Here is a 23,349-nt window from a genome sequence, read left to right on the forward strand (position 1 = left end):
CCTCCATGTTCCGACGCCCTTCCCTGCACACCGCCGCCGCAGTCACCGCGGTGGCCGCCATCACCGCCCTGGGACTGTCAGCCTGTTCCGACCCGAATGCCACGTCAAACACCGGGAGCACCGCCTCGGCCGGCGCCTCCGCCTCCAGCACATCCAACGTCACCACGACGTGGGGTTTGAAGCCGGTTGATTCGGTGACGGCGCTGGTGCCGGCCGACTTCAAAGACAAGACCATCCAGAACGCCATCTACAACGACTTCCCGCCTGAGGAGTTCCAAGAGAACGGGCAGTTGGTGGGCATTCAGCCCGACATTACCCTGGCGCTTAGCGAGGTGATGGGCGTAAAGGTCAACAACGCCTCGGTGGGCACCTTCGACTCAATCATCCCCGGCATCAGCAGCGGCCGCTACGACATGGCCTCCGCGGACTTCGGCGTCACCAAGGCCCGGCTCAACCAGGTCGACTTCGTCTCCGAGTTCGCCATCGGCACTGGATTCGCGACCAAGAGCGGCAGCAACATTACGATCAACAGCGCCTCCGACCTGTGCGGCCACAGCATCGGCGTTGTTGCCGGCTCCTACTTCATCGATCAGGTCAACCAGACCAGCGCCGACTGCACGAAGGCCGGCAAGGCGGCGCTGAGTGTCCAGACCTACCCCGACGACGGCGCACGCATTCTCGCCATCACCAATGGCCGCACGGAGATCACGGCCACCAGCGCCGACGCCATGGCCTACATCATCAAGTCCCAGAACGTCCCCCTCACCCTGCAGAAGTTCGTCTACGAGCCCCTCGAACAAGGGATCGCACTCAAAAACGGCAGCAGCCTTGGCCCAGCCCTGCAGGCGGCCATGAAGGAGATCATCAACGACGGGACCTACGGCAAGATCCTGAAGAAATGGGGCGTGGACACCATCGGATACACCTCGGCCGACCAGGCCAAGCTCTACACCGACCCCTCGCAGCTCCCGAACGGCTGAGGTCGCGGGCAAGGAAGCCCGCTTAAGAACGCCCAGAAGATCACTGAACCGCAGGAGATGAACGACCGGTAGGTTGCAGTACGCAACCCACCGGTCGCACCTAACCGGCAACAGAATTCAGGAGGGCATCCACAGGGCATCCGGCAGAGCATAGATGTCATCGTCGTCGCGAGCAGCATCGTGGGAGCCGCCACAGCAGCGGCCTTGGGCTCCCTCAGAGTCCAGGGCCGCCACGCAGCCGAGTTCCCCTCGCTCGGGAAGCCCTCGAGCTGTGGAGCGTGGCCGCCGAAGAGGATGATTTTGAACTAGTTAAGTCGGGGAACCTCTACTGTGGACGTGCCTACGTGTTTGCGGACGAATGCTTCAAGGTCGCTGTTGCTTGGTGTTCCCTGGACCAGGCTGAGGTTGGTCGGGTTGAATTTCTGCCATGCCGGTTGCTTGACCAGGTTCAGGGCCAGGCGCAGGCCGTCGACGAGGTCCTGAAGATCCTGCCGGTGCTCCAGGTTGTGATTCTCTGCGCTATTTGGCGTGTTTTTCGCGGCGATATTTGGCGCGGTCAGGTGCCGATGAGCAGGGTTTCACGCGCTGCTTCGACGACTTCTTTGGTGACGCCGTTGAGCTGGTTAATGTCACGGATGCGCGTGATCTGGGTGAAGAGGCGCTGGATAAGGCGAAAGTTGCCGTTGGTGATGCGGGCGACGGCGGCGATGGCCTCCGCGTCCGTGAAGTCCTGGGGATCGATAGTCAAGCCGAGCTCCTGCCGGCGGTTTGCCAGGACGAAGGTGAGTTCCTCGGTGCTGAGGGTCCAGTAGTGGTGGGCGAAGCCGATGCGGCTGTACAACTGAGGGTAACGCGCGAGGCGTTTTTCGATGCTAGGCGCCCCGATAAGAATGACGCCCATGGTGTGGCGGTCGTAGTAGTCCCGAACCTGCTCGAGTGCTGGAGGTTTGAGCCGGTCGGCCTCGTCGATGATGAGGAGTTCGGTCAGGCCAGACGCTGGGAGTCTCGGCGCTCGAAGACGTCGATGTTGCCGTCACGGGCGTATTCGATTGCCCAGGAGATCTTCTGGCAGGTCCGGGGTAGTAGCCGGTCGATCTCCCGCTGGCTGATGGTTACCGTAGGCGTCAAGAAGGCTGTTCTGGCCTCAAGCACGCGAGCAGGAAAGGGCTCGGTATCGGTTTCGCCGGTCCATTGCCATTGTTCCCATTCAGTCGCGCCAGCATGGGCGCGTGCGGAGAGGTTTTGCCGACGCCGGGCGGACCATAGCAGACGCCGATATGGCGGTTAGTGCGTACCGCCGTGGCGAATTCAGTGAATCGCCGGTGCTCCTTCGTGATTAGAAGTGACGGTGTGTCAGGCGGGACCGGTGGCGGGGCGACGGAAATTTCGCCGAGGTCGTTGAAGAGGAAGCGGCGTCCGTCGTCATTCTCGTTCTTAGCGGGCATGACGCTCCGATCTTTGTGCTCAGTCTTCGGCGTAAGTGCGGAGCCGGTGCTGCTTTGGATCCCTGGATTGTCCGCCGGTTTGGGCAGGTTCGACAGTTTCCGGCGGCGCGTAGCGGTCGTCGGCGGGCAGTGCCTCAGCGAGGCTGGCTTTGGCGCACAGCTGCTTCTTCAGTTCATTCCGGCGTGCTGCTCTGGCCGCTTTGAGTTGCTTGAAGGTGACTGAAGTGGCGGCGAGTTCCGGGGCGATGGCACGGCACAGAAAAGTGTCCTGGTGCCAGATGCGGATCTCGGCCATGTCCCGGGAGTCATAGCGGATAGTGACGCTCTCGCCGACGTAGGCCGAAAGTGTGAGGTCCAGGTAGCGCAGACCGTTGAAGTGTATGCCCTCTCGGTGCACGATGCGCTGGTGTGCGACGGTCAGTAGCAGGAGGTCAAGGTCCCCGGGACATGCGGGCATTCGGGGGATCCAGCCGCCGGCCTGCCAGCGTGCCGCGGGGACCTTTTCGGTTTCGGAGTGCGGGCTTTGGTTGTATTCGTCATGAGACGATTCACGGTGAGACACCTTTACAAGACGCTGGACGGCCCGGCATGGCGCAGATTCCTGTGACCCTCTCGAAGTGAGACGCCCGTGTCTCGAAAGCTTTTGTTAAGTGAGACGTAGATGCGGTGCCGTGATGAAGTATCGTCGGTCAAATTCATCTGCCGAGCGTTGACTTAGACCGGGCACCAGTGGCAGGGGATTTGCTGCCCGTGTCGTCTTGGTCTGGAACTTAGCGGGGGGGCTACTCGCTGAACCACTAGACGTTCCCTTTGGTCAGGTGATTCGTTCACCCTTGGGTTTGCGCAGGCCTGTACTTTCCCATTTAGCGCGAACCCGCTAAGGTCATTCACACGTGTGAATCGTGCGGCAACGCTATCGCTGTCGCTTGATCGACCGCCATACATGAGTCGAACCACTGACCTATCGGAGTAGATGTGATCAGAGAATCCTTTAATGAAGGCTGGACCGTTAAGCGGCGGTCCTCGATGTTCGAGTCGATGGGCGGTGGTGGTGGCGGTGTCGGTGTGACTCTGCCGCATGACGCCATGCTTGCCCAGGGCAGGAGCCCTGAAAGCTCCGCGGGATCGTTCGGCGGATATTTCAATTCGGGGGCGTGGGAGTACGAGAAGACGTTCCATGCCGCTGAATCGTGGCGCGGGCGGCGCATGACGCTGGAATTCGAAGCTGTCTATCGGGATGCGATGGTTTATGTCAACGGCGCGGCGGCCGGCCAGTGGGCTAACGGATATTCGGGTTTCTTGGTCGAGCTTGACCCGTTTCTTGAATACGGGAAAGCCAACACTGTTCGTGTCGAAGCCCAGGCATTTAAGGATTCACGTTGGTACAGCGGAGCAGGCATTTTCCGGCCTGTGCACCTGTTGGTCGGCGGGCTGGCGCATGTTGCACCAAATGGCTTGAGGGTTTCGACTCCGGAGATTGATGACGACATGGCTGTCATCGCGGTCGAATTCGACCTTGTCAATAAGAGCACTGAGACAAAAACTCTCGACTTCAACATCGAAATCCGCGATGGAGACGGACGGATAGCCGCCACTGCCCGCTCCCGGGCGACGCTCCTGGCCGGCGATCACCTCACATCGCTGGAGCGCGTCTACGTGGAGCACCCCCAGCTCTGGAGCCCGGAATCACCGGCACTGTATTCTGCCAGAGCCATCCTGCTCGATGGGGGCGAGATACTCGATGAGTCGACGACGACGTTCGGCATTCGCCGCCTGAGCCTGGATCCGCTGCGAGGACTGCGCATCAATGGTAAGTCGGTGAAACTCCGCGGCGCCTGTGTGCACCACGACAACGGCATTCTCGGGGCCGCTACGCATGCCGCCGCTGAAGAACGCCGCGTCCGCCTCCTCAAGGAGGCCGGATTCAACGCTATCCGCTCGGCGCATAATCCAATGAGCAAAGCGATGCTTGATGCGTGTGACCGGCTCGGGATGCTAGTCATGGATGAAACTTTTGATGTCTGGGCCACCGGGAAGACCGACGATGACTACTCGAGGCGCTTCCTAGGCTGGTGGGAGCGGGACATTGATGCCCTCGTTGCCAAGGACTTTAACCATCCCAGTGTGATCATGTACTCGATCGGGAATGAAATCCCTGAAGCCGGTACCCGTCATGGGGCGCGGTGGTCACGGCTTCTGGCGTCGCGTATCCGGCAGCAGGATCCTTCCCGTTTGGTGACTAACGCAATTAACGGGATGAGCGCTGCCCGCGATCTCATCCCCGGGATCATGGCCGCTGATCAGGACCCAACAGCAGCCGATGCGCAGGACTCCTCTGGATTCAACGACCTACTTGGCCAGTTCACTGAACTTATGGACAAAGTAATTTCTCTGCCCGAGGTCGGCGAACGGCTGATTGAGGATGCCTCGACCCTGGACCTTGTTGGGTTGAATTACGGGGACGCCTTGTACTGCGCAGACCGCGAGAGGTTCCCCGACCGCATCATCGTAGGTGCAGAAACCTTCCCTGCCCATGTGGACCGGTACTGGAAGCTGGTGCGTGAGAACGCGCACGTCATCGGGGACTTCACCTGGACCGGGTGGGATTACCTGGGGGAGACCGGAATCGGCAAGCCCGTTTATCCTGGCGAAGGTGCATCGCTTGCCACGCCATACCCGTGGTTGACCGCCGGTGTGGGCGATTTCGACATCACCGGTCACCGCCGCCCGATCTCTTACTACCGAGAGATTGTCTTCGCTCTCAGATCAGAGCCCTACCTGGCAATTCAGAACCCGGAACACTATGACGCCCCCTTCAAGCCGCGCGCTTGGTCCTGGAGTGACTCCCTTGCGACATGGGGCTGGAACGTGGAACCGGGAACTCCAATCACAGCTGAGGCCTACGCGGATGCTGACGAGGTGCAATTTTGGGTCAATGGGGAGTTGAGGGCCACATCTTCTGTCGGTACCGAAAAAGCGTACGTCGCAACGGCTGAACTGACCTACGAACCGGGCACCATCGAGGCGGTGGCCATGACGCAGAACCGTGAATCTGGCCGTTTCCTATTGAAAAGTGCCGGCGACGCCGTCCAACTCGTGGCCGAGGAGGAGGCAGCGTCAGGGCTGGCGGATGGTTGCGACGATCTGGTCTTTGTGAATGTACGGGTGGTCGATGCAGCCGGGACGACTGTCACCTTCGATGACCGCATCATCGAAGTCGATGTCACTGGGTCTGCTGTCCTTTCAGCCCTGGGGACAGGACGGCCATCAACCACAGAGTCCTTCCTTGACGCGCGATGCACGACCTACCACGGCCGCGCCCTCATCGCAGTTCGCCGTCAAGACGCACCCGGGCGGGCCCGCATCACGATCCGGACCCCTGGATTGGCCGACACGGTCCTCCAGCTGACAGGACACCCGGACCCGGACCTCGTCGAGGTGCCGGTGCCGGTGCAAACCAGTACGGGGCAGGCCGCGAAGTAGGAAGTGGCTCGCGGGGCGCCCTACGACGCGTCCCGCAAGCCGTGCCTACGCTGATTCACGAATGACGTAACGGGGAGCGGAGTCTGTCCGCAGCGCCGCGATGAACGCGTCATCGTCGCCGTGCTCGTCGCTGTCGAGCATCCGTGCCAGGCTCTTCATTGAAGCTTCCACCGCATATGCGATTGTGGTGAGCGGCGGATCAGTCTGCAACGCGATCGGGGAGTCATCCACGCCGATGACCGAAAAATCACGTCCACGCCCGATGGAACGACCGACCACCCTTGCTGCAGAAACCACAGCCGCCGCTGTGTGGTCGTTATAGCAGGCAACCCCTGTTCCTGCGGCCAGAGCATCCAACGACGTCATATCAGACCCCGCATGCATGGTCACCTCAACCACAATGGGTGCCTCGACCCCGAGCTCGGCGGCAGCATGGACGAATCCTGCCTGCCGGGCATCCATGAGCACGTCGTGGTGTGCTTCTTCAAGGCGGGCGTAGGCTAGCCTGCGGGCACCTGCCTCGTGTACGAGATACTTCGCCTGCATCACCCCGACCTGCCAGTTCCAACCGCCGGGCGACGAGGAAATTTTGGCCAGGTCAAGAATTCGAACACCCGCGTTGGCGAGAATGGACTTCTGCTCCTCACCAAGAGCCGAGCCGGCAACAACGGCTCGCGGCCGTATCGACCTCGTCACCGTCCGCAACGCATCAGGCGACGAAGTAGGAGACCACATCACCAAGGGCATTCCCAGTTCAGACAGCGCATCAGTGAGGGCGTTGATGCCCTCGAACGAACCCGCGGACGGCGCCGGCGGCAATACGAACAAAACTACGTCGCTGTGCCCCCGGGCCAAGGCACGCCCCGCCGCATGTGGCCGGTAGTCCAAGTCAGCGACTGCTTGTTCAACCGAGGACCGCGTCTCGGGGCTGAACCGGTGGGCCTGTCCGTTCAAAATGTAGCTCACCGTTGAACGTGAGACCCCGGCCCTCTTGGCCACGTCCTCGGCGGTAGCAGCCACCCGGTCCTCCCTTCCTTGGGATCAAAAAAATTCTCGACATCCCGCGTATTCGAGTATATCTTGTGTATTCACACGTGTGAACACACGCGTGAATCTACTTTTGGAGTCTCAATGACGAGTCAAACGCCGATAGAAAACGCAATACCCCTCCCCGGAGGCGCCGACCTTCTGGAACACCAGACGATGCGTCGGCCCCGCAGCAGATGGACAAGCGCCTCTGGGTGCTGTATCCGCTCGCCATGATTGGTGTCATGGTCGTCTGGGGCGGAGTCATGCAGGTGCTTCTTGGCAAGCAGGTCGCCGCGGCGGTGCCGGGTGCAGCTGCATCAGCTGCGATGCTGGGGCTCACTCTCAGCCTTGCTTCAGTTTCCGGAGTGATCTCCACGCCGATCGCTGGGTGGCTCTCGGACATCACGCGCACGAAGTTCCTCGGCCGCCGGAACGTCTGGATCTTTGGCTCCAGCGTCGCCGCAGCAGCCGGGCTCGTCGTTATGTCCCAGCTAACTGACCCAATGGCCATCACGATTGTTTGGGCTCTTTTAATCTGGCCCCTCAACTCCATAACGGGTGCACTTTCTACAGTGCTTCCCGAGCGGGTCCCCGAGCGCTTCCGCGGACGGATGGGCGGTATTATCGGTGGCTGCGTGACGATCGGTGGGGCACTTGGCGTAACTGTCGCGGGCCTGTCCCAGGAGATCTTCATGGGATACCTGTTGATCGCCGGCATTGTCCTGATTTGCGGACTGGTGTTCGCATTTGCAACTAACGACCGTCCGGCACCCCCTGTTTCAATGTTGCCCAAAGCGGAGCGCAAAGCGGCAAACAAGTTGCCCGGTTTCCGCGCGGCATCGGACTACTGGTGGGCATTCGCCGGACGTTTCCTGCTCACCTTCGGATATGCAAGTGTCGTAAGCTTCCAACTCTTCATCCTTCGCGACTACATCGGTGTCGGCGACGTCAACGAATCTGCGACCGTCCTGGTTGGACTAACCGGGCTCAGCTCCTTACTGGGTCTCGTCTTCGCGCTGGTCGGTGGGACAATCGCCGACAAGCTGGGACGGCTCCGCATTTTTGTTGGTGCATCAACCTTCCTTTTCGTTCCCGCGGGGCTGGTGTACATCTTCATGCCCACGATTACGGGCGCCTACATCGCGACCGGAATCATCGGCATCGCCTACGGCGTCTACCTCGCCGTCGACGCTGCCCTCGTCGCGCGGGTTCTGCCAAACATCAATAACGCCGGTCGCGATCTGGGAATCATGAATCTGGCCAGCTCTTTGCCTCAGATCGTTGCTCCCGGCATCGTCGGTTTGATAGTCGGCGCCACTGGCAACTACCAGCTGGTGTTCGTCGTCATGATTATCGCCACCGCGCTCGGCGCACTATCCGTTAAGTTCATCAAGGGCGTGCGTTAACGAATGCCCACTTGGGATGATGCAACATCGCCGCCCAGTCCACAATCCCCGCCACAATGACGCTGATTGGCGGGATGGCCGGAATCGACCTGCCGTCCAGGCAGTCTTCACAATTCGTACATCTCTTGGGGAAACTTTCCCCACTAAAAGGAGCCAGATATGACCTCAACCCTCTCGCGCCCGCCCTATATCCCTGATGTTGCTGCCGTAATCGACACTCTCAGCGGGCAGATAACGATGACTCTGCTGCCTGAAGGAATCGAAGCTGGCCGTGCCCACACCGCTACCTTCAGGGAAGACCTCAGCGGTTTTGCCATAACCCGCCGGGATCTGGTTATCCCCGGGTTCGGGGGGACAGAAATCGAGCTAAGCATTTTTGTCCCGGACGGCACCGCTTCCGATGCCCCATGTATCTTCCACCTCCACGGCGGCGGCATGGTCATGGGGGATCGATTTACCGGCATCTCGGCTGTGCTGCCGTGGGCAATCGATCACGGAGCCATCCTGACCACTGTCGAATATCGCCTTGCGCCAGAGCACCCTGACCCCACACCTGTGGAAGACTGCTACGCGGCACTTGTGTGGATAAGCGATCACGCGGGCGAGCTCGGAATCGACGGCACTCGAATCCTGGTCACGGGTAACAGTGCTGGAGGCGGGTTGGCAGCAGGAATATCACTTATGGCTCGCGACCGGCGCGGTCCCGCCATTCTTGGTCAGCTTCTGGTTTACCCCATGCTCGACGACCGCGACTCCACGACCTCGACCCTGCAGTTCGATGGCGTGGGATTGTGGGACCGGGAAAGTAACGTCACAGCGTGGAACGCCCTTCTCGGCGATCGCCGAGGAACCCACGAAGTTTCTATCTACGCCGCTCCCGCCCGCGCCACTTACCTTTCCGGCCTGCCCCCGACCTACATCGATGTCGCGTCCGCGGAGGTTTTCCGCGATGAAAATGTGGCCTTCGCTTCCCAAATTTGGGCCGACGGCGGTGTCGCCGAGCTGCACGTGTGGCCAGGCGGCACACATGGGTTCGAGCTTCTCGCCCCACGATCACGAATTGCTGAGCAGGCCGCCAGAACGAGGAATTCCTGGTTGCGAGACATGTTCGACGGCGACTCAACAGCACGTTCCGAAAAGGCAGGCTAAAAGCCGTTGTCAGCGATGGTCGAAAAGCCGTGAACTGCGTCGGCGGTAGTGTGATCACGAATAGTTCCGCTACCGCCGCAGCAGGACGGTTATCGCAGACCGTGCCTTGCATCTTGTGTCCCGCAGATCATGCCCCAGTTAGTAGCAGGCGACCCATCATAGGTTCTGCCGAATCCGAAGCTTTGCTAGATGAACACGCCTAGGACAAACAAGGCAAGGTAGGGGCTCCAGAACTGAACGGTCACCATTCGGGCACGTGGGGCTTCTCCCGACCTTGGATTCGGGGCAGCTGGAAAGAAATTCGCTGGACTCGTTCCCGGCCCCAACGGCTGGCCTGCTTGGCCACGTCCCTCCCAGAAGGTTATGGGAGAGGTCAGAGGTCAGTTTGCCTACCCCAAACCGTCCTGTCCAGGGTTCCCATCTAACTCGGTGTCTCGAAGCCTTCCCGTCTCGAATCGCTAGGAATACGAGACGAAAGGGATTAGGCCACGCCTCGCTCCGTGGCTCTGCGCGCCATTTATCGATCACGAAACACCGCCAAATAGCGCCGAAAGTCACAGCTCCAGGTGGTTGAAGATGGCCACCGACCCTGCCGGCTTTCTCGTCAACGGTCTTGCCGTGCGCGAAAGGCTCGGGCCCGCACTGATACCCCCACCCGATCCGCTTGTTCTGATACACGAACGGCAGCGCGCCTGGCATCGTGATGATGGGATTCCGATCCGACCCGCCAGCCTCCACCAAAAGAACCCGTATCCTCGGGTCCTCCGACAGACGCGACGCCACGATGCAACCGGACGTACCGGCACCAACAACGCTAGAAGTCGATGTCACTACCCTGGAAATTGGATCGACTGGGTTATCGAGGCACTACGTCAGGGCGCATGTTCGATCGTACGAACGGCGTGATGGAGATCTCTTCAATGGACAACAGGAACCCTGACTCCAGTTTCGACAAAATTCGAAAGGCAACGCAAAGCGCCGTAATGGAGCTACACCAGCCGAGGTGGCTCGGTTCGTGCGGAAGCCCGGCGGTAGGCATCAAGCCAAAGGGCCAGCTGAAGATGGGTCCGGTCGGGCCCAAGTCGTAGGTTGACTCCGGTGAGTTCTTCAATGCGATCGAGCCGGTAGTACAGGGTGGTGCGGTGGACGTGAAGCTCGTCTGCCGCAGCGCTGACATCTCCTCCATAGTCGAGGACTGCACGTGCGGTAACCAGAAGTTCATCCCGTGGCTGTGCGAGGATGGCCTCGACGCCCGGGTGCAGATCGACAGGCCGAAGTGAATCCGGCGCATCCACGATCAGGCGCCATGCGCCAAGTTGGTCCCACGAAACGGGATCCAGCTGGGCTCCTGCAGCTACGGCAGTGAGGGTGGCCCTCGCCCTGGCTACGGCAAGCCGGAGTTCGACGAGGGGGAGTGGTGACCCGCTGGTTGCAGCTCTCCGCAGACGCGTGACGGGGCGAGCGCTCATTCCTCCGGGCAAGAGCCAGCCGCCGGCTCGATGTTGTGCGTCGACTTGGATCTCGACGTCGTGGGGTAGATGCTCCAAACGCGCGAGCTCGCTGGCGGTACTGACATCAGCGCGATCAAGCAAGATGTCAATGAGCTCGTCGCGCCGGCGACGCAGGTCATCGGCAAAGCTCACTCTGGTGGCAAGGACGCTCGCTGCGAGGTCCGCGCACTCAATGAGCGGATCAAGATCGTCCTCGGTAACCGTTGCGTCCGGATCTAGGACCCACAAGTAGCCGGTCAAGTGGCCCTCGTGCCGCGCCGGAACACACCATCGGGCCCACATGCCCCGATCCGGCATAGCAGGTGTCCGGACGGGGTGCGCCACTTGATCGAGTTGGAAGCGTCTTACGACCTCGGCGGCCTGCGGGTCGACGTGCCGATCAAGAATGGTCGACATGCGTGTCTTGTCAACGGGCCCACGCGTGCTCCACCATATTGGGCGTTGATGCCGATCCTCAATGAGTACCGAAAGATTCAATGCAGCCGCCAAACGTTCAACTGCTGTCTGGACGTCGCCGTTGTCGGCCACTTGGGAACTCCACTCTTTTGGTTGGCGGTCCTAGAGCGGTCGAAGAGGATGATTCGCTTTTCCACGTCCCGACGAGGGTCCGCCGCTGCCTGTCGACCTACGATATTTCGAACTACCACTCCGATAAACTTGAAGACCACTTATGATGCCACTAGCTGTCCAAGAAACTGAAGCTGGTCACAAGTCGGCAATACAAACCGGATCTCCTGAAAGGGCACGGCTCGAAGCCGCCTTCGCAGAGGTCCTCTCCACAGCTTATGACCTGCCCCTCCTGGTTGGCAGCGAGGAAGTGCGAACTGGGCGGATATTCGAGATCCGCACACCTCATGAACAGGCCATTGAGTTGGGCCAGGTGCATGCGGGCGGGGCTATCGAAGTTGAAGCGGCTGTCAAAGTGGCCACGCAGATGACCCGGACTTGGGCTTGGCTGTCACTGCAGGAAAGCGCTGTGCCCTTCCTTCGGGCTGCCGAGCTTTTTAGAAGATGGCCCATGGCGTGATCGCCTCGTCGATGCGACGATGCTTGCGCTGTCCAAGACAGCGTCACAGGCCGATGGTGATGTTGCTGAGATTTCCGATTTCATTTGGGCGGACGTTCACAATATGTATGCCTTGGGCGATGTGCAGCCCACATGGCCGATTCGACCACGTAATTCCCATCGGCCCCCGGACTAGATGGCCCGCAGGCCATCTAGGCCTCCTTTGGCAAATGTCGACGCGGCACGGCGAACGCAAGTTTCGACTATTGTCGAAAACCTCCCGCTGTGTTCCTTTCTCGGGTTGAAGCAGTCGTAAGCACGACAGCGTTACGATCGACCATCGGCCAAACGGTGATGCTCGCCACACTGGGTCGCATGGAACCTCAAGATTTTGGCCAAATTCCTGGAGTCCACGGCGGATACGCGTTATCGCCATCTGATTGATAGTCCGCGCGTGCCCAGCGATTACAAGAATCCTCCACAAGGGCGATTGTGGTTGCATCGGGACAGCATGCGCTGGTCTGCCAGCTTCCGACACTAATTCGCGCTCATAGCAAAGGAGTAGCTCGTCTCATGACCATGGAAACCCGCAACGACCTCACCATCTCGATGGGATCCGGTGGCGATATCGCTTCCGTGATTGCTTCGCAGCAAGCCCAAGATGACTATTCGCTGCTCCTCAGCCCGCTGACGATCGGTAACAAGACTGTCCGCAACCGGATCGTCTCCACTCCACATGCAACGGGGTGGGACAAGCCGAGTGGAACCATAACGCAGGCGGAGATCAACTATCACGTGCGTAAAGCTGCTGGCGGCTGTGGGCTTGTCATGACCTTTGGATCAGCCAGCGTAGATCCCTCAACGGCAGCCTCGTATGGCGCCATCGCTCTCTGGGACCCCACGAACGAGCCAGCATTGCGGGCGCTTGCCGATGGGGTACATAAACATGGCGGTTTGGTCATGTCTCAGATCACCCACATGGGAAGACGGGGTGATTCACGCGCTTCCGGGATCCCGGTGCGCGGTCCTTCCGATATCCCGGAACCCGAACATCGTGAAGTACCTATTCCTCTCACCACCACGGAAATCCAGGCTCTGACCGGTCGTTTTGTCGAGGTCGCTAAACGTTTGGAGGCGTGCGGTTGGGACGGGTGCGAAGTCACTTCCTTCGGTCACCTCATCGAACAGTTCTGGGACCCGAAAATCAACAATCGCACGGACCAATATGGTGGGTCGCTTGAGAACCGCATGCGTTTCGGCCTAGAGGTTGTCGCTGCAGTGAAGGCAGCGGTCAGCGAAAAGTTCATCGTTGGTTTCAGGATGACGCTTGACCACCGCTCCGGCACTGATGAAGTTGGCCTAGGTGCCCAGGAATTGTCTGAGATCGCTATCAGAATGGCCAGTTCAGGCCATGTCGACCTCTTGAGCCTGACCGGCGGGGCAGCGATGACTAAGCAGGCTCTTTCGTACGCGATGGGCTCCGACTTCGTCCGGGAGGTACCCTTCGGGGAGCTTGCCGCGCAGGTCAAGAGCCAGGTGCACATCCCGGTGATTCTTGCTGGAAGGATCCTCGATGGGCAACATGCGGAGAACGCGATCAGGGAATACGGCGTGGATCTCGTCGGAATGACGCGCGCCATCATTGCCGATCCGGATCTTCCCAACAAGCTTGCTTCGGGCAAGCGAATCCGTCCGTGCATCGGCATCAACCAAGGCTGCATTGGACGTCTTTACAACGGCCTGCCAGTTCGCTGTTCGGTCAATCCAGCGATTCGGGAACCGGAACTGGGAAACCTGACACCGGCGCCCCGGGCAAAGAGGGTAGTCATTGTCGGGGCCGGTGTGGCCGGACTCGAGGCAGCCAGATCAGCAGCATTGAGAGGCCACAATGTTGCCGTCCTCGAAAAGGCCCCGAAGGGTGGCGGGCGCGCCAGCGTCAATGCACAATTTGGGTGGCGGCCGAGTTGGCAGCGGTATCTCGACTTCCTCCTCGCGGAAATCGAAGACGCAGGAGTAGAGGTGTTGTATGGCATCGAGGCGACCGCCGAAGTAATTCTCAAACGCGAGCCCGATGAAGTCATCCTGGCGACGGGTTCGAAACTGCGGGATGCGTTCCTGACCTCGTCGTCCGTGGACGCCCATGATGCCGATGATGTTATCGTCAACACACCGACTCCAGGCGAGGCAGCGACCGCGGTCATCGTTGACGAAGAGAACGGACTCTGCGGGCCGACAGCCGCCGTAGCCCTCGCCGAATCCGGCTGGAAGGTTGTCATAGCCACCCCGCTTCAAATGGTCGCAGGAGACGTCGACGGAACGGTCCTTCCGTTCGTTCACCGCAAGCTTGAGGCAGCCCATCCGACGATCCTCACGAACGTCCGCTTCCACGCCGCTCACGACCATAATGTCACTCTGGAAAACGTGCTGACCAGCACCATGACGCAGATTTCCGACGTCGGCATCCTGGTGATCGCCGGCCACCGGCAAGGGACGCACCAGCTGAAGCAGAAGATCGCTGAAGCGGCACCGTCTCTGCCGGTCCATCTGGTGGGAGATGCACTTTCTCCCCGCGGATTTGATGACGCGACGGCAGAAGGCGCTCGAATCGGGGCGCTGGTTTAGGGCAATTTCACCCACCGGCGTCACCTCCCCCAGTGTCAAAAGTCAATAAGTCACCTAGGAAGAACCTGATGAACTCACCCACCCTTGCTGAAGCACGAACCGTCATTGCCGCCGCTGAAAAGCATGCAGAGGAGATCGGCCAGCCGATGAACATCGCAGTGGTCGACGCTGGCGGAAACCTTATCTCCCACGTCCGCATGGACGGCGCCTGGATCGGCAGCATTGACATCTCGATCAAAAAAGCCTTTACGTCCCGCGCCTTTGACATCCAGACAAAGGACCTAGGAGATAACTCACAACCGGGAGGTCAGTTCTATGGCATCCATGCCAGCAACGGGGGGAAGATCATGATCTTTGCCGGTGGAATTCCGCTCACCCGAGGGGACGAAGTCATTGGGGCCATTGGTGTCAGCGGCGGATCCGGCGAACAGGATCATGCAGTTGCCGCCGCCGGGGCCGCTTCACTCAAATAATCTGATGACTGCAGAAAAGGATGTACGGAGAGCCCTGCGGGCCACGACAAATGCATCCAGGTTGGTAGAGATTTGCCGCCGTGCCGTGCTTAGACACGGCGGTGATCCAGCAACGGCAGATTCGCTCGCGGCTTCCGCCGTGTATGCCGAAAGGAACGGCAAACCAAACCAGGGCATCACCCACCTATTTGACTACCTCGATGCGCTCCGCGACGGGCGCATCAAGGGGCGGCCCCGGCCCTCGATCACACGACCGAGCCCAGTCACTTTCGTCGCGGATGGCGACGGCGGCGTTCCCCACATTGCGTTCGACCTTGCGGTCGACCAACTGGCCGCTGCCGTCAGAAACTTTGGCGTAGCAGTATTCAGCCAGAAGAACGCCTACTTTTGCGGCGCACTCGGCTACTTCGTCGAGCGAATGGCATCGCACGGCTTGATTGCGCTTGCCACGGCCAATTCGTCAGCACTGATGTCGGCAGGGGGCTCGGCGAGCGCAGTCTTGGGAACGAATCCCATGGCCTTCGCAGCGCCGGTAGCGGAAAGGTCGCCGCTTGTAATCGATCAGGCATCCAGCCAAACGGCGTTCATGAATGTCCGAGAATCCGCGCGATTGGGGAGATCGATACCGCCGGGATGGGCTCTGGATCATGAAGGTGCCCCGACTACGGATGCTGAGGCAGCCCTTGACGGAGTCCTCTTACCGTTCGGTGGATACAAAGGCTCGAATATTGCCCTGATGATCGAAATACTCTCGGCCATGTCGGGAGGGAATTGGTCTCTGGACGCCTCGCCTTTCGACTCAGGCGACAGTGGCCCGTCTGTAGGGATGTTCCTGGTGTGTCTTGACCCGAATCTCTTCGACGCCAATTTCTCCACGCGTCTTTCGCTCCACCTCGATCGATTACGCGACGATTTCGATGTGCGGTTGCCCGGTGGTGGGCGGACATCGAGGCCGTTTCCAGCGACCTGCGATCTTCCTGTTCAAGTGTTTGAGAGACTGTGGGCTCGGGCGGGCTAGCTTCTTTTAGCAGTTGTACACGGTGGAGATGTTGGTGACCTCACGCAACTGTCAGCGAAGCTTGATGCCTGCCGGACATCATCACTGTGCTCGTCCATCGGCTGAACGGGGACCTGGGCGCCAGTCCAATGATGTGACAAGAGAACAATCCTGGAAGCCGCGGCATACCTGGCGCGGCTACCCTGCAGACCAGCGCGACAAAGGACTTACCTCGTAGGAAACCTCAGCCGTTCAACGGGACGACGCACGAACAGAGCGACACCCATCCAAAGAACCAGATCGGTCTCTTCGGGTTGATCACTTTGGCGATCAGCGTTCAGATCGGCCCCGGCCAGCCCCAGGCGACGCTGGGCTCGGCCGGCATCGCCCGGCCATCCTCGACCATCACCTGGATCCTCGGTGCAACGATGGGTGGCATCGGGCCTGAACGACGGTGACCGCAGGATCAGGGAATTGACCGCAGAGGATCTTCGTCTGGACGGGGAGCTGGGGCATTCGCTGATGTTGCTGTGTTGCCTGCGCGTGATCCGGCCGTCGTTGGCGGCGTTCCGGGTCAACAGCTTCGTGCGCTATCACGAACATTTCGAGGTTGCGCAGAATGATCCGGATCTGGAGCGGTTTCTGGCATTGGTCGACGGGCACGAAGCCTCGGGGCATTTCAAGCGGTGTGCCCGTTTCGATGTTGCTGCCGCGTTGACGACCGAGGGCATAGCTCTCGCGGATCTGAGCACGGAAGCGCTGCTTCATTATGCGATCGCCACCCGCGACGGCGGCTGGGGCGCTGGTTACGAGTCCGACGTCGGTCGCCTTGCCTGGCGTGATGGCCGAGTCCGGTCACTTCCCCGCGCACGTTCCTGCCACGTTGCGCGGAGCAATGCGTGCCCCGGCGATGACGCCTGCAGAGCTCGTTGACCGGCACAACATCAGCGACCAGGACATCACGCGTTGTTCGTGGCTTACCTGACGCGGCGCAGCCATGACATCGACCATTCGACTTTGCGGGATATCGCAGCGAAACTTTGCCGGAAGTTCTGGACCGGTGTACGGAAGGTCAAGCCCGCCCAGGCGGATCTCGCCCTCGCGCGGGAAGGTTATGAAGCTGGCGGGCCGTCCTGGAGATCCGCGGCGACGGGCAGCCGCGTCTGAGCACGGACGCAGTTCTGACGACGATTCGGGCCTTCTACCCGGCTGCCGCCTTCGAGGCCGCTGTGACCGCCCGCGGACCACCTGCAGGACCTCCTGAACGCAGCGACCGACGCCGAACCCGACCAGGAACCTACGGTCGGAGCGAAACACTATCGGCGGCTTTTCACCGTCGGTGACGCCCGGCACGCCGAGCGTCACGACCGGGCCAACATCCGGGTGCTCGATGAGTCGACCGGACGGAAGGTCGACGTCTCGTTCGCCGAGGATGTCGCGTTCTGGCAGTGGGCAGCCCTTGAGACCTTGCGGCACACCGGGCTGCGTTGCGAGGAACTCCTGGAGCTATCCCAATTGAGCGTCCGCCACTATGCCAGGCCCAACGGGGAGGTCGTGGCCCAGTTGGTGGTCGCCCGGTCCAAGACCGACCGTGAGCGCGTGATCCCGATGACCGCCGAACTGTTCCATCTGGTCGCGACCAACATCCGCCGCCTCACCCGGAACCGGCGGGGCGTGCCATTGGCGACGCGCTTTGACAAGTACGAACGAATCACGAGTGAACCGCAACCGTTCCTGTTCCAGCGCACGGTCGGGCAGCGCACCGAGGTCATCAATCCCGAAACATTGCGCGCTGAATTGGCCAACCTCAGCGACACCCTGGCAGTCGAGCACCCGTCGCTGGCCGGTTGCGGTTTACACCGCACGAGTTCCGCCGTCTGTTCGCCACCGACCTCGTCAACCACGGCCCGCAGATCCACATCGGTGCCGCCCTCCTTGGCGACCTGGACGTGCAGACCACCCATAGCAACGTCACCGTCTTCCAGGAGGACGTTATCCGGCACTACCAGGCACACCTTGCCGGGCGCAGGCCCGCCCGCCCTGCGCGGGAATACCGGGCGGCCGCCTCGATGAGATCAATGAAGACCTCACCACCCGGCGTGTGCTGGCCGAAACAAAAAGGGTGGCTCGGTGAGCTCGAAGGCATCGACCTCACCGTGCGTTTCCTCCAAGACAAACGCGCAGATGCACAACGGATGGCGTGGCTGGGCCTACCCAACCTCGGCATCCCAGCTATCCTTCCTGGCAAACCAAGTCGAACCGGCAAGTGATTTGAAGAACCTACTTACAGATAGAGTGTGTCCGACGTTCGGACGTTGTCGGTGTGTTAGCAAGTCACGGTTATTCGGTTCCTCTGGCAGTGCCGGGCTACGAGCCAATTCGAGCTTTATCGTGAAGGCTGATCAGCTTCCATGGAAGGCGGCTGGGATGGCCGGCGGAGACATCAAGTGATGCGGCGACTCGTTGTGCGTCCTCCTCCAGGAGCAGGGTGCCGGTAGCGATGCGGGCGTTGTTGGAAGTGATGACCCTGCCGTTGGGTCCAAGCAGGATGACCGCCGGTTCGCGAAGTTGAAGCGCCCGCAGGAAGACCCTCTCCAGCTTAGCGAGGGTAAGGTCGCAGCCGAGGACGTGGGTACCTTGGGGGGTGGGGGCAGGCACGCATAGCGTGATGATGTTGACGTTGATGCCGCCGAGGTCGACGTAGGGGCCGACGGCCACGGGCTGGCCGGTGGAGGCTGGGAGCGTGAACCATTCACGGGTTGTGTAGTCGTAGTAGCTCAGCGAGTCGGGGTTGAGGTCGTGGGTGACGAAGCGGGGGCCGCCTTTGGGCTGGCCCCTCCACCATTCCAGCCAATGCGGAGTCTCGGGGAGGCTGCCGGTTGCATAGGCGATCCCGGCGCCGTTTATGAGGTCGGAGTTCAGTTTGATGAAGTCAGCCAGCTCTTGTTTGAGGAACAGGAATTCGCTTCGCCGGGGGGCTTCGGGCGCGGCATTGGCGACCGCTGTGACAGCGTCTGCAATCTTTTCCAGATCCGTGAACAGGCCGTTGATGCTGGAGGAGAGGATGGTGGCGGTCCGCTCCAGGGCTTCCATCGGGGTCTCCATGTCAAGCACCTTCTTCGGTTCGCATCGTCAGCCCGAGGTGCTGCTCTATCAGATATTCCATCTCGCTTCGGCTGTGGTGCTCAGCTGCGCGGGCTGCAGCGTCGGCGTCCCTGTCTCTGATCGCATCGACGATTGCCATGTGCTGTTTTACCAGTGAGTTCTGGCTCCCAGAGTGAACCGGGAGACCCCACCAAAGTGTCATCAGTTCAGCTTCGAGTTGAAGGGCGGCCGAGGTCAGCCTGCTTGACTGCGCGGCTATGCTGACGGACACGTGGAACCGGCTGTCCATTCGTCGCCGGGCGCGTTCATCGAGAGTGTCCCGGTGGCGCTTTGCCAGATTTTCCAGATCCTCAACGTTTTGCGGACCTGCGCGGCTGGCGGCAAGGCGGGCAGACATTGACGCGATAGCGGCCCCCAAATCCCCCAAGTCCCTGAGGGCCTCAGTGCTCGTGTCCTTGAGCTTATGCTGCAGCTGTGTGTCGGTAAGTTCGATCTGGCGGCGGATTACGCTGCCGCCGCTGCGGCCACGGCTTGTTTCGATCAGGCCTTTAGTGCGGAGGGCGGCAAGTGACTGACGAAGGGTGATTGGGGAGATACCGAGCTCTGCTGCAAGTACCGACTCTGTCGGGAGCCTGTCGCCTTCGGTCAGAATCCCCATCAGGATCGCGGTTTCAATCTGGTAGGACACCTGGTCTGCGCGACCGAGTCCTTCGGGTTCGCTCCCGCGCAGCAGCAGGAGCAGGTCAAGGGCGCGACTGGAGATTGCCATGCTCTGCATTTTCTCGGCACCCCTCCTGCTACTAGTGAGGGGATCGGATTACGGACCGGTTCCCTATTACCTTGAATCTTTACACATTCATTGGCCGTTCGTAACTACTGGAGCGGCTAATGCAGGCGAGTTGAATGCTGACGCCTGGCTGGTCGTGGATGCCGGCGCCGTGCTTCTGGGGGCGTTCGCTCTGAGGATCCTAGCCGCTGAGCCTCCGTCAACTGCCGTAATTGCAGACCGTATCGGCGCCTCTCGATGGTCATCCGATCCTGCCCCTCGCGGCTGGAATCAGCCATCCGGACCGGCGCCCTCACTGCGCCGGGGGAAGTTTCACTTGTGCAGCGCGATCTAAAACATACAAACCTAAACTATTGCTTTATGAGGTATTCCTGTGATCTACTTCATATATCGCAGGAACGGGACGCGTCGAATGCGTTGGCCGCCAGCCGCACTAAACGGATTTGGCTATGCAAGTACCGCTTCGCCACCTCTGGCGGATAGATATCAACGACACTCACATCAGGAGAGACCATGAACCTTCGCCCGTTCTCCCGCATGACGCGGGGCACCCTCACGGCTACCATCGTCGTCACTACCCTGCTCGGAGCGTCCGCGTGTGGTTCTTCCCCGCAGGCCCAGCCTGCTGGAGGTACGTCCAGCGCGGATGCCACGCCCAGCACGGACTCCACGCTGGTCAAGATGCTGCCGGCCTCGATCCGTGACAAGGGGACCTTGACAGTCGCCGCAGCGGTTTACGCGCCAGCAGTCATGCAACCCTCAGGAGGCGGCGAGGTGACGGGCTGGGACATCGAGCTTACCCGTAAGGCAGCGGCCCTGCTTGGCCTGAAAGTTGACTTCAAGATCATTCCCTTCGATGGCGTCATCCCCGGACTGCAGGCGGCCCGCTATGACGCAGCTACCGGGGAGATCAACGTGACCCCGGACCGGACCAAGGTGGTCACATTCGTCACTAACCACGTCTCGAAGGATGCATTCATCGTCAAGGCTGACTCACCCAAGGCCAGCTTCGACAAGCCAAGCGACGTGTGCGGGCTTAAGATCGGGGCCTCCCTCGGATCCTCCGAAGCAGCCACCGCCCAGTCCATGGCTGACGAGTGCAAGTCTTCCGGCGGGGCCTCGACCACAGTCGAAACTTTCCAGACACAGGCTCAGGTCAACCTCGCGCTTAGCCAGTCCCGGGTCGATGCCGCCTTGGCTAGCGGCAGTCAGGCCGCCTACACGGTGGATCAGACCAAGGGTCAGTTCAAACTGGGCAAGCTCGGCTTCGGCCCGGAGATCAAGACGGGGCTTGCCCTGGCCAACAACGCCGACACGGCCCAGCTCGCCAAGGCCTTCCAGGCCGCCACGAACAAGCTCATCAAGGACGGCGTCCTGGCCAAGGTCCTGGACCAGCTCAACGGCGGTCTTGGTGCCGTGGACAAATCCGAGATCGTCCCGGCCCCGAGCAGCTGACCCTCAGACGGGGTCGTACAGAATCGAAAGGCAGTAATTGCTATGGAAAGCGCTAAAGCAAAGACGCACCCGCAACACACGCCGTCCAACGCGGTCAGCGCCACGTCTGCATTGACCGCCGATCAGGAGACCCTGGCGAGGGAGACCGTCCCGCTGCGTCACCACGGCCGGACGGTCGCCGCTGTCTTCCTGTTGTTGGTCGTCGCGAACCTGGCCCACTCGATGGTGACCAACCAGAACTTCCAGTGGCCGACCGTGTGGCATTACCTGTTCTTCCCGGAGATCATGGCGGGGCTGGGCCGGACCCTGATCCTGACCGTCGTGAGCATGACGATGGCGATCGTGCTGGGGATCCTGCTGGCAGCGTGCCGACTGTCGGGGAACAAGGTTCTTCAGGCTGTAGCCGGCGCATACTTGTGGTTTTTCCGCGGAACGCCATTGCTGATCCAGCTCATCTTCCTGTACAACCTTTCGGCGCTCTACCCGCGGCTCGGCATTGGCGTCCCCTTCGGGGGGCCGGAGTTGATCGGGGGCTCCACCAATTTGGTGCTTTCATTGTGGACAGTTGCCCTGGTAGGCCTGGCCTTGCACGAATCTGCCTACATGGCCGAGATCGTCCGGGGAGGATTGCTCTCGGTGCCCAAGCACCAGACCGAGGCGGCCGCGGCCCTGGGCATGAACAACGTGATGGCGTTCGGACGCATCATCCTGCCCCAGGCGCTGCGGGTGATCGTGCCCCCGACGGGCAACCAGGTCATCGGCATGCTCAAGTACAGCTCGCTCGTCAGCGTGATCGCCTTGCCTGATTTGCTCTACTCCGCCCAGATGATCTACACCCAGACCTTCGAGACCATCCCGCTTCTCATCGTTGTCTCGTTCTGGTACCTGCTGTGCACCAGCATCCTGACACTGTTCCAGCAGCGCATCGAGCGATACTACGGTCGCGGGGTTGCAGGCCAGAGCACCACTCCGGGGCGTGGCCGGATCCTCGGACTGGGGATGCCCCGTAAGCGCGTCCGTACGACATTGTCATCAACCACTGCCGAGGAGGGCTAATCATGGCCACCATCGCCCACACGGAACACGTGAGGGATCAGTCCGATCCCATCGTGAAGATTGTCGAACTGCGCAAGAGCTTCGGTGACTTCGAGGTTCTCAAGTCTGTCAACCTGGACGTCTACCCTGGTCAGGTCGTCGTCATCCTCGGTCGATCAGGCTCCGGCAAGTCGACCATGCTGCGATGCATCAACCACCTCGAAAAGCCTTCCGGCGGAGCAGTCCTGGTCAACGGCGAAGTCGTCGGATACCGCCTCAAGGGCGAGAAGCTTCACGAGCTGCGACCGAACGAAATCGCCCGCCAACGCGCGACCACAGGCATGGTCTTCCAATCCTTCAACCTGTTTCCGCACCTCACCGTCCTGGAGAACCTGCTTGAGGCCCCGTGCCGGGTCCTGCGGCGATCCCCCCATGAGGTACGCGATGAGGCGATGAAGCTGCTCACCAGCGTAGGCTTGGCCGAGAAGGCCAACGTCTATCCCAGCACTCTTTCGGGAGGCCAACAGCAGCGGGTCGCCATCGCACGGGCACTGGTCATGAAGCCTTCGGTGATGCTCTTCGATGAACCCACCTCAGCGCTCGACCCCGAGCTCGTCGGCGAGGTTCTTGAGGTCATGAAAGAGCTGGCGCGAAGCGGCATGACCATGATCGTGGTGACCCATGAGATCGGGTTTGCCCGCGGAGTCGCGGACGAGGTTGTCTTCATGGCCGAGGGACGTGTCGCAGAGCAAGGCCCACCATCGCAGGTGATCGACAATCCCCAGGCCGAGGCCACCAAGACCTTCCTTCGCAGCCTCAACGAACGCCGGGACACTCCTGTCCAATGACGGCTCGGCTCCTGAGAA

At 60.7% G+C, this 23,349-nt stretch carries 19 protein-coding genes and 1 pseudogene; 12 read left to right on the forward strand and 8 right to left on the reverse strand.

Going from position 1 to position 23,349, the window contains the following annotated elements; genetic code table 11:
• Positions 1–5: 5 nt before the first annotated feature.
• Positions 6–980 carry an ABC transporter substrate-binding protein gene (locus HNP00_RS11810; RefSeq protein WP_184739237.1) on the forward strand — a complete coding sequence of 325 codons (975 nt, stop codon included), beginning with the start codon at positions 6–8 and terminating at the stop codon, positions 978–980.
• A 556-nt stretch (positions 981–1,536) separates the two neighbouring features.
• On the opposite strand, the gene HNP00_RS23270 is transcribed toward HNP00_RS11810, so the two are convergent.
• The 4 genes and pseudogenes from HNP00_RS23270 to HNP00_RS11825 all read right to left on the reverse strand — a co-directional run bounded on the left by HNP00_RS23270 (position 1,537) and on the right by HNP00_RS11825 (position 2,987).
• The gene (locus HNP00_RS23270; RefSeq protein ID WP_260404918.1) at positions 1,537–1,881 is read right to left on the reverse strand and encodes an ATP-binding protein; all 345 of its coding nucleotides are present in this window, start codon (positions 1,879–1,881) and stop codon (positions 1,537–1,539) included.
• A gap of 15 nt (positions 1,882–1,896) precedes the next feature.
• A pseudogene (locus HNP00_RS23275) lies at positions 1,897–1,968 on the reverse strand (hypothetical protein); the annotation flags it as partial.
• Positions 1,965–2,132, reverse strand: a complete 168-nt coding sequence (locus HNP00_RS23280; RefSeq protein WP_184739239.1) for a hypothetical protein — start codon at positions 2,130–2,132, stop codon at positions 1,965–1,967. The gene HNP00_RS23280 and the pseudogene HNP00_RS23275, both read right to left, overlap by 4 nt.
• A 312-nt stretch (positions 2,133–2,444) precedes the next feature.
• Complete coding sequence (locus HNP00_RS11825) at positions 2,445–2,987, reverse strand: Mu transposase C-terminal domain-containing protein (protein WP_184739241.1); 543 nt, start codon at positions 2,985–2,987, stop codon at positions 2,445–2,447.
• Positions 2,988–3,400: 413 nt separating this feature from the next.
• On the opposite strand from HNP00_RS11825, the gene HNP00_RS11830 reads away from it, so the two are divergent.
• Complete coding sequence (locus HNP00_RS11830; protein ID WP_184739242.1) at positions 3,401–5,908, forward strand: glycoside hydrolase family 2 TIM barrel-domain containing protein; 2,508 nt, start codon at positions 3,401–3,403, stop codon at positions 5,906–5,908.
• A gap of 45 nt (positions 5,909–5,953) precedes the next feature.
• Here the strand turns inward: HNP00_RS11830 and HNP00_RS23640 are convergent, their stop codons facing one another.
• Complete coding sequence (locus HNP00_RS23640; RefSeq protein ID WP_184739244.1) at positions 5,954–6,928, reverse strand: LacI family DNA-binding transcriptional regulator; 975 nt, start codon at positions 6,926–6,928, stop codon at positions 5,954–5,956.
• A gap of 203 nt (positions 6,929–7,131) precedes the next feature.
• Between HNP00_RS23640 and HNP00_RS11840 the strand changes: the two genes are divergently transcribed.
• Positions 7,132–8,343, forward strand: coding sequence for an MFS transporter (locus HNP00_RS11840; RefSeq protein ID WP_184739246.1), 1,212 nt, complete (start codon positions 7,132–7,134; stop codon positions 8,341–8,343).
• Between the two features lie 159 nt (positions 8,344–8,502).
• Positions 8,503–9,492 (forward strand): alpha/beta hydrolase, encoded by a 990-nt coding sequence (locus HNP00_RS11845; RefSeq protein ID WP_184739248.1) that lies wholly within the window; start codon positions 8,503–8,505, stop codon positions 9,490–9,492.
• Between the two features lie 989 nt (positions 9,493–10,481).
• Here HNP00_RS11845 and HNP00_RS11855 read toward each other — a convergent pair.
• Complete coding sequence (locus tag HNP00_RS11855; protein ID WP_184739251.1) at positions 10,482–11,399, reverse strand: CdaR family transcriptional regulator; 918 nt, start codon at positions 11,397–11,399, stop codon at positions 10,482–10,484.
• A gap of 1,183 nt (positions 11,400–12,582) precedes the next feature.
• Between HNP00_RS11855 and HNP00_RS11860 the strand changes: the two genes are divergently transcribed.
• The 5 genes from HNP00_RS11860 (at position 12,583) to HNP00_RS11880 (ending at position 18,371) form a co-directional block, all read left to right on the forward strand.
• Entirely contained in the window at positions 12,583–14,631 is a 2,049-nt protein-coding gene (locus HNP00_RS11860; RefSeq protein WP_184739253.1) for an FAD-dependent oxidoreductase, read from the forward strand.
• Positions 14,632–14,699: 68 nt separating this feature from the next.
• Positions 14,700–15,104, forward strand: coding sequence for a heme-binding protein (locus HNP00_RS11865; RefSeq protein ID WP_184739255.1), 405 nt, complete (start codon positions 14,700–14,702; stop codon positions 15,102–15,104).
• Positions 15,105–15,108: 4 nt separating this feature from the next.
• Positions 15,109–16,122: an Ldh family oxidoreductase gene (locus tag HNP00_RS11870; protein WP_184739257.1), complete on the forward strand. Its 1,014-nt coding sequence runs from the start codon at positions 15,109–15,111 to the stop codon at positions 16,120–16,122.
• A gap of 453 nt (positions 16,123–16,575) precedes the next feature.
• Positions 16,576–17,034: a hypothetical protein gene (locus tag HNP00_RS11875; RefSeq protein ID WP_184739260.1), complete on the forward strand. Its 459-nt coding sequence runs from the start codon at positions 16,576–16,578 to the stop codon at positions 17,032–17,034.
• A gap of 914 nt (positions 17,035–17,948) precedes the next feature.
• Entirely contained in the window at positions 17,949–18,371 is a 423-nt protein-coding gene (locus HNP00_RS11880) for a site-specific integrase (RefSeq protein ID WP_184739262.1), read from the forward strand.
• A 97-nt stretch (positions 18,372–18,468) separates the two neighbouring features.
• Here the strand turns inward: HNP00_RS11880 and HNP00_RS11885 are convergent, their stop codons facing one another.
• Complete coding sequence (locus tag HNP00_RS11885) at positions 18,469–19,206, reverse strand: cache domain-containing protein (protein WP_184739264.1); 738 nt, start codon at positions 19,204–19,206, stop codon at positions 18,469–18,471.
• A gap of 1 nt (position 19,207) precedes the next feature.
• Positions 19,208–19,975, reverse strand: a complete 768-nt coding sequence (locus tag HNP00_RS11890) for a FadR/GntR family transcriptional regulator (RefSeq protein WP_184739266.1) — start codon at positions 19,973–19,975, stop codon at positions 19,208–19,210.
• Between the two features lie 531 nt (positions 19,976–20,506).
• On the opposite strand from HNP00_RS11890, the gene HNP00_RS11895 reads away from it, so the two are divergent.
• From HNP00_RS11895 to HNP00_RS11905, 3 genes are read left to right on the forward strand one after another with little or no spacing between them, the layout of a single operon-like run.
• The gene (locus tag HNP00_RS11895; RefSeq protein WP_184739268.1) at positions 20,507–21,448 is read left to right on the forward strand and encodes a transporter substrate-binding domain-containing protein; all 942 of its coding nucleotides are present in this window, start codon (positions 20,507–20,509) and stop codon (positions 21,446–21,448) included.
• A 42-nt stretch (positions 21,449–21,490) separates the two neighbouring features.
• Positions 21,491–22,504, forward strand: coding sequence for an amino acid ABC transporter permease (locus tag HNP00_RS11900; RefSeq protein WP_184739270.1), 1,014 nt, complete (start codon positions 21,491–21,493; stop codon positions 22,502–22,504).
• 2 nt (positions 22,505–22,506) lie between these two features.
• The gene (locus tag HNP00_RS11905; protein WP_221451420.1) at positions 22,507–23,331 is read left to right on the forward strand and encodes an amino acid ABC transporter ATP-binding protein; all 825 of its coding nucleotides are present in this window, start codon (positions 22,507–22,509) and stop codon (positions 23,329–23,331) included.
• Positions 23,332–23,349: the final 18 nt, after the last annotated feature.

The sequence above is a fragment of the Arthrobacter sp. AZCC_0090 genome (assembly GCF_014207375.1).
Classification (GTDB): Bacteria; Actinomycetota; Actinomycetes; order Actinomycetales; family Micrococcaceae; genus Arthrobacter.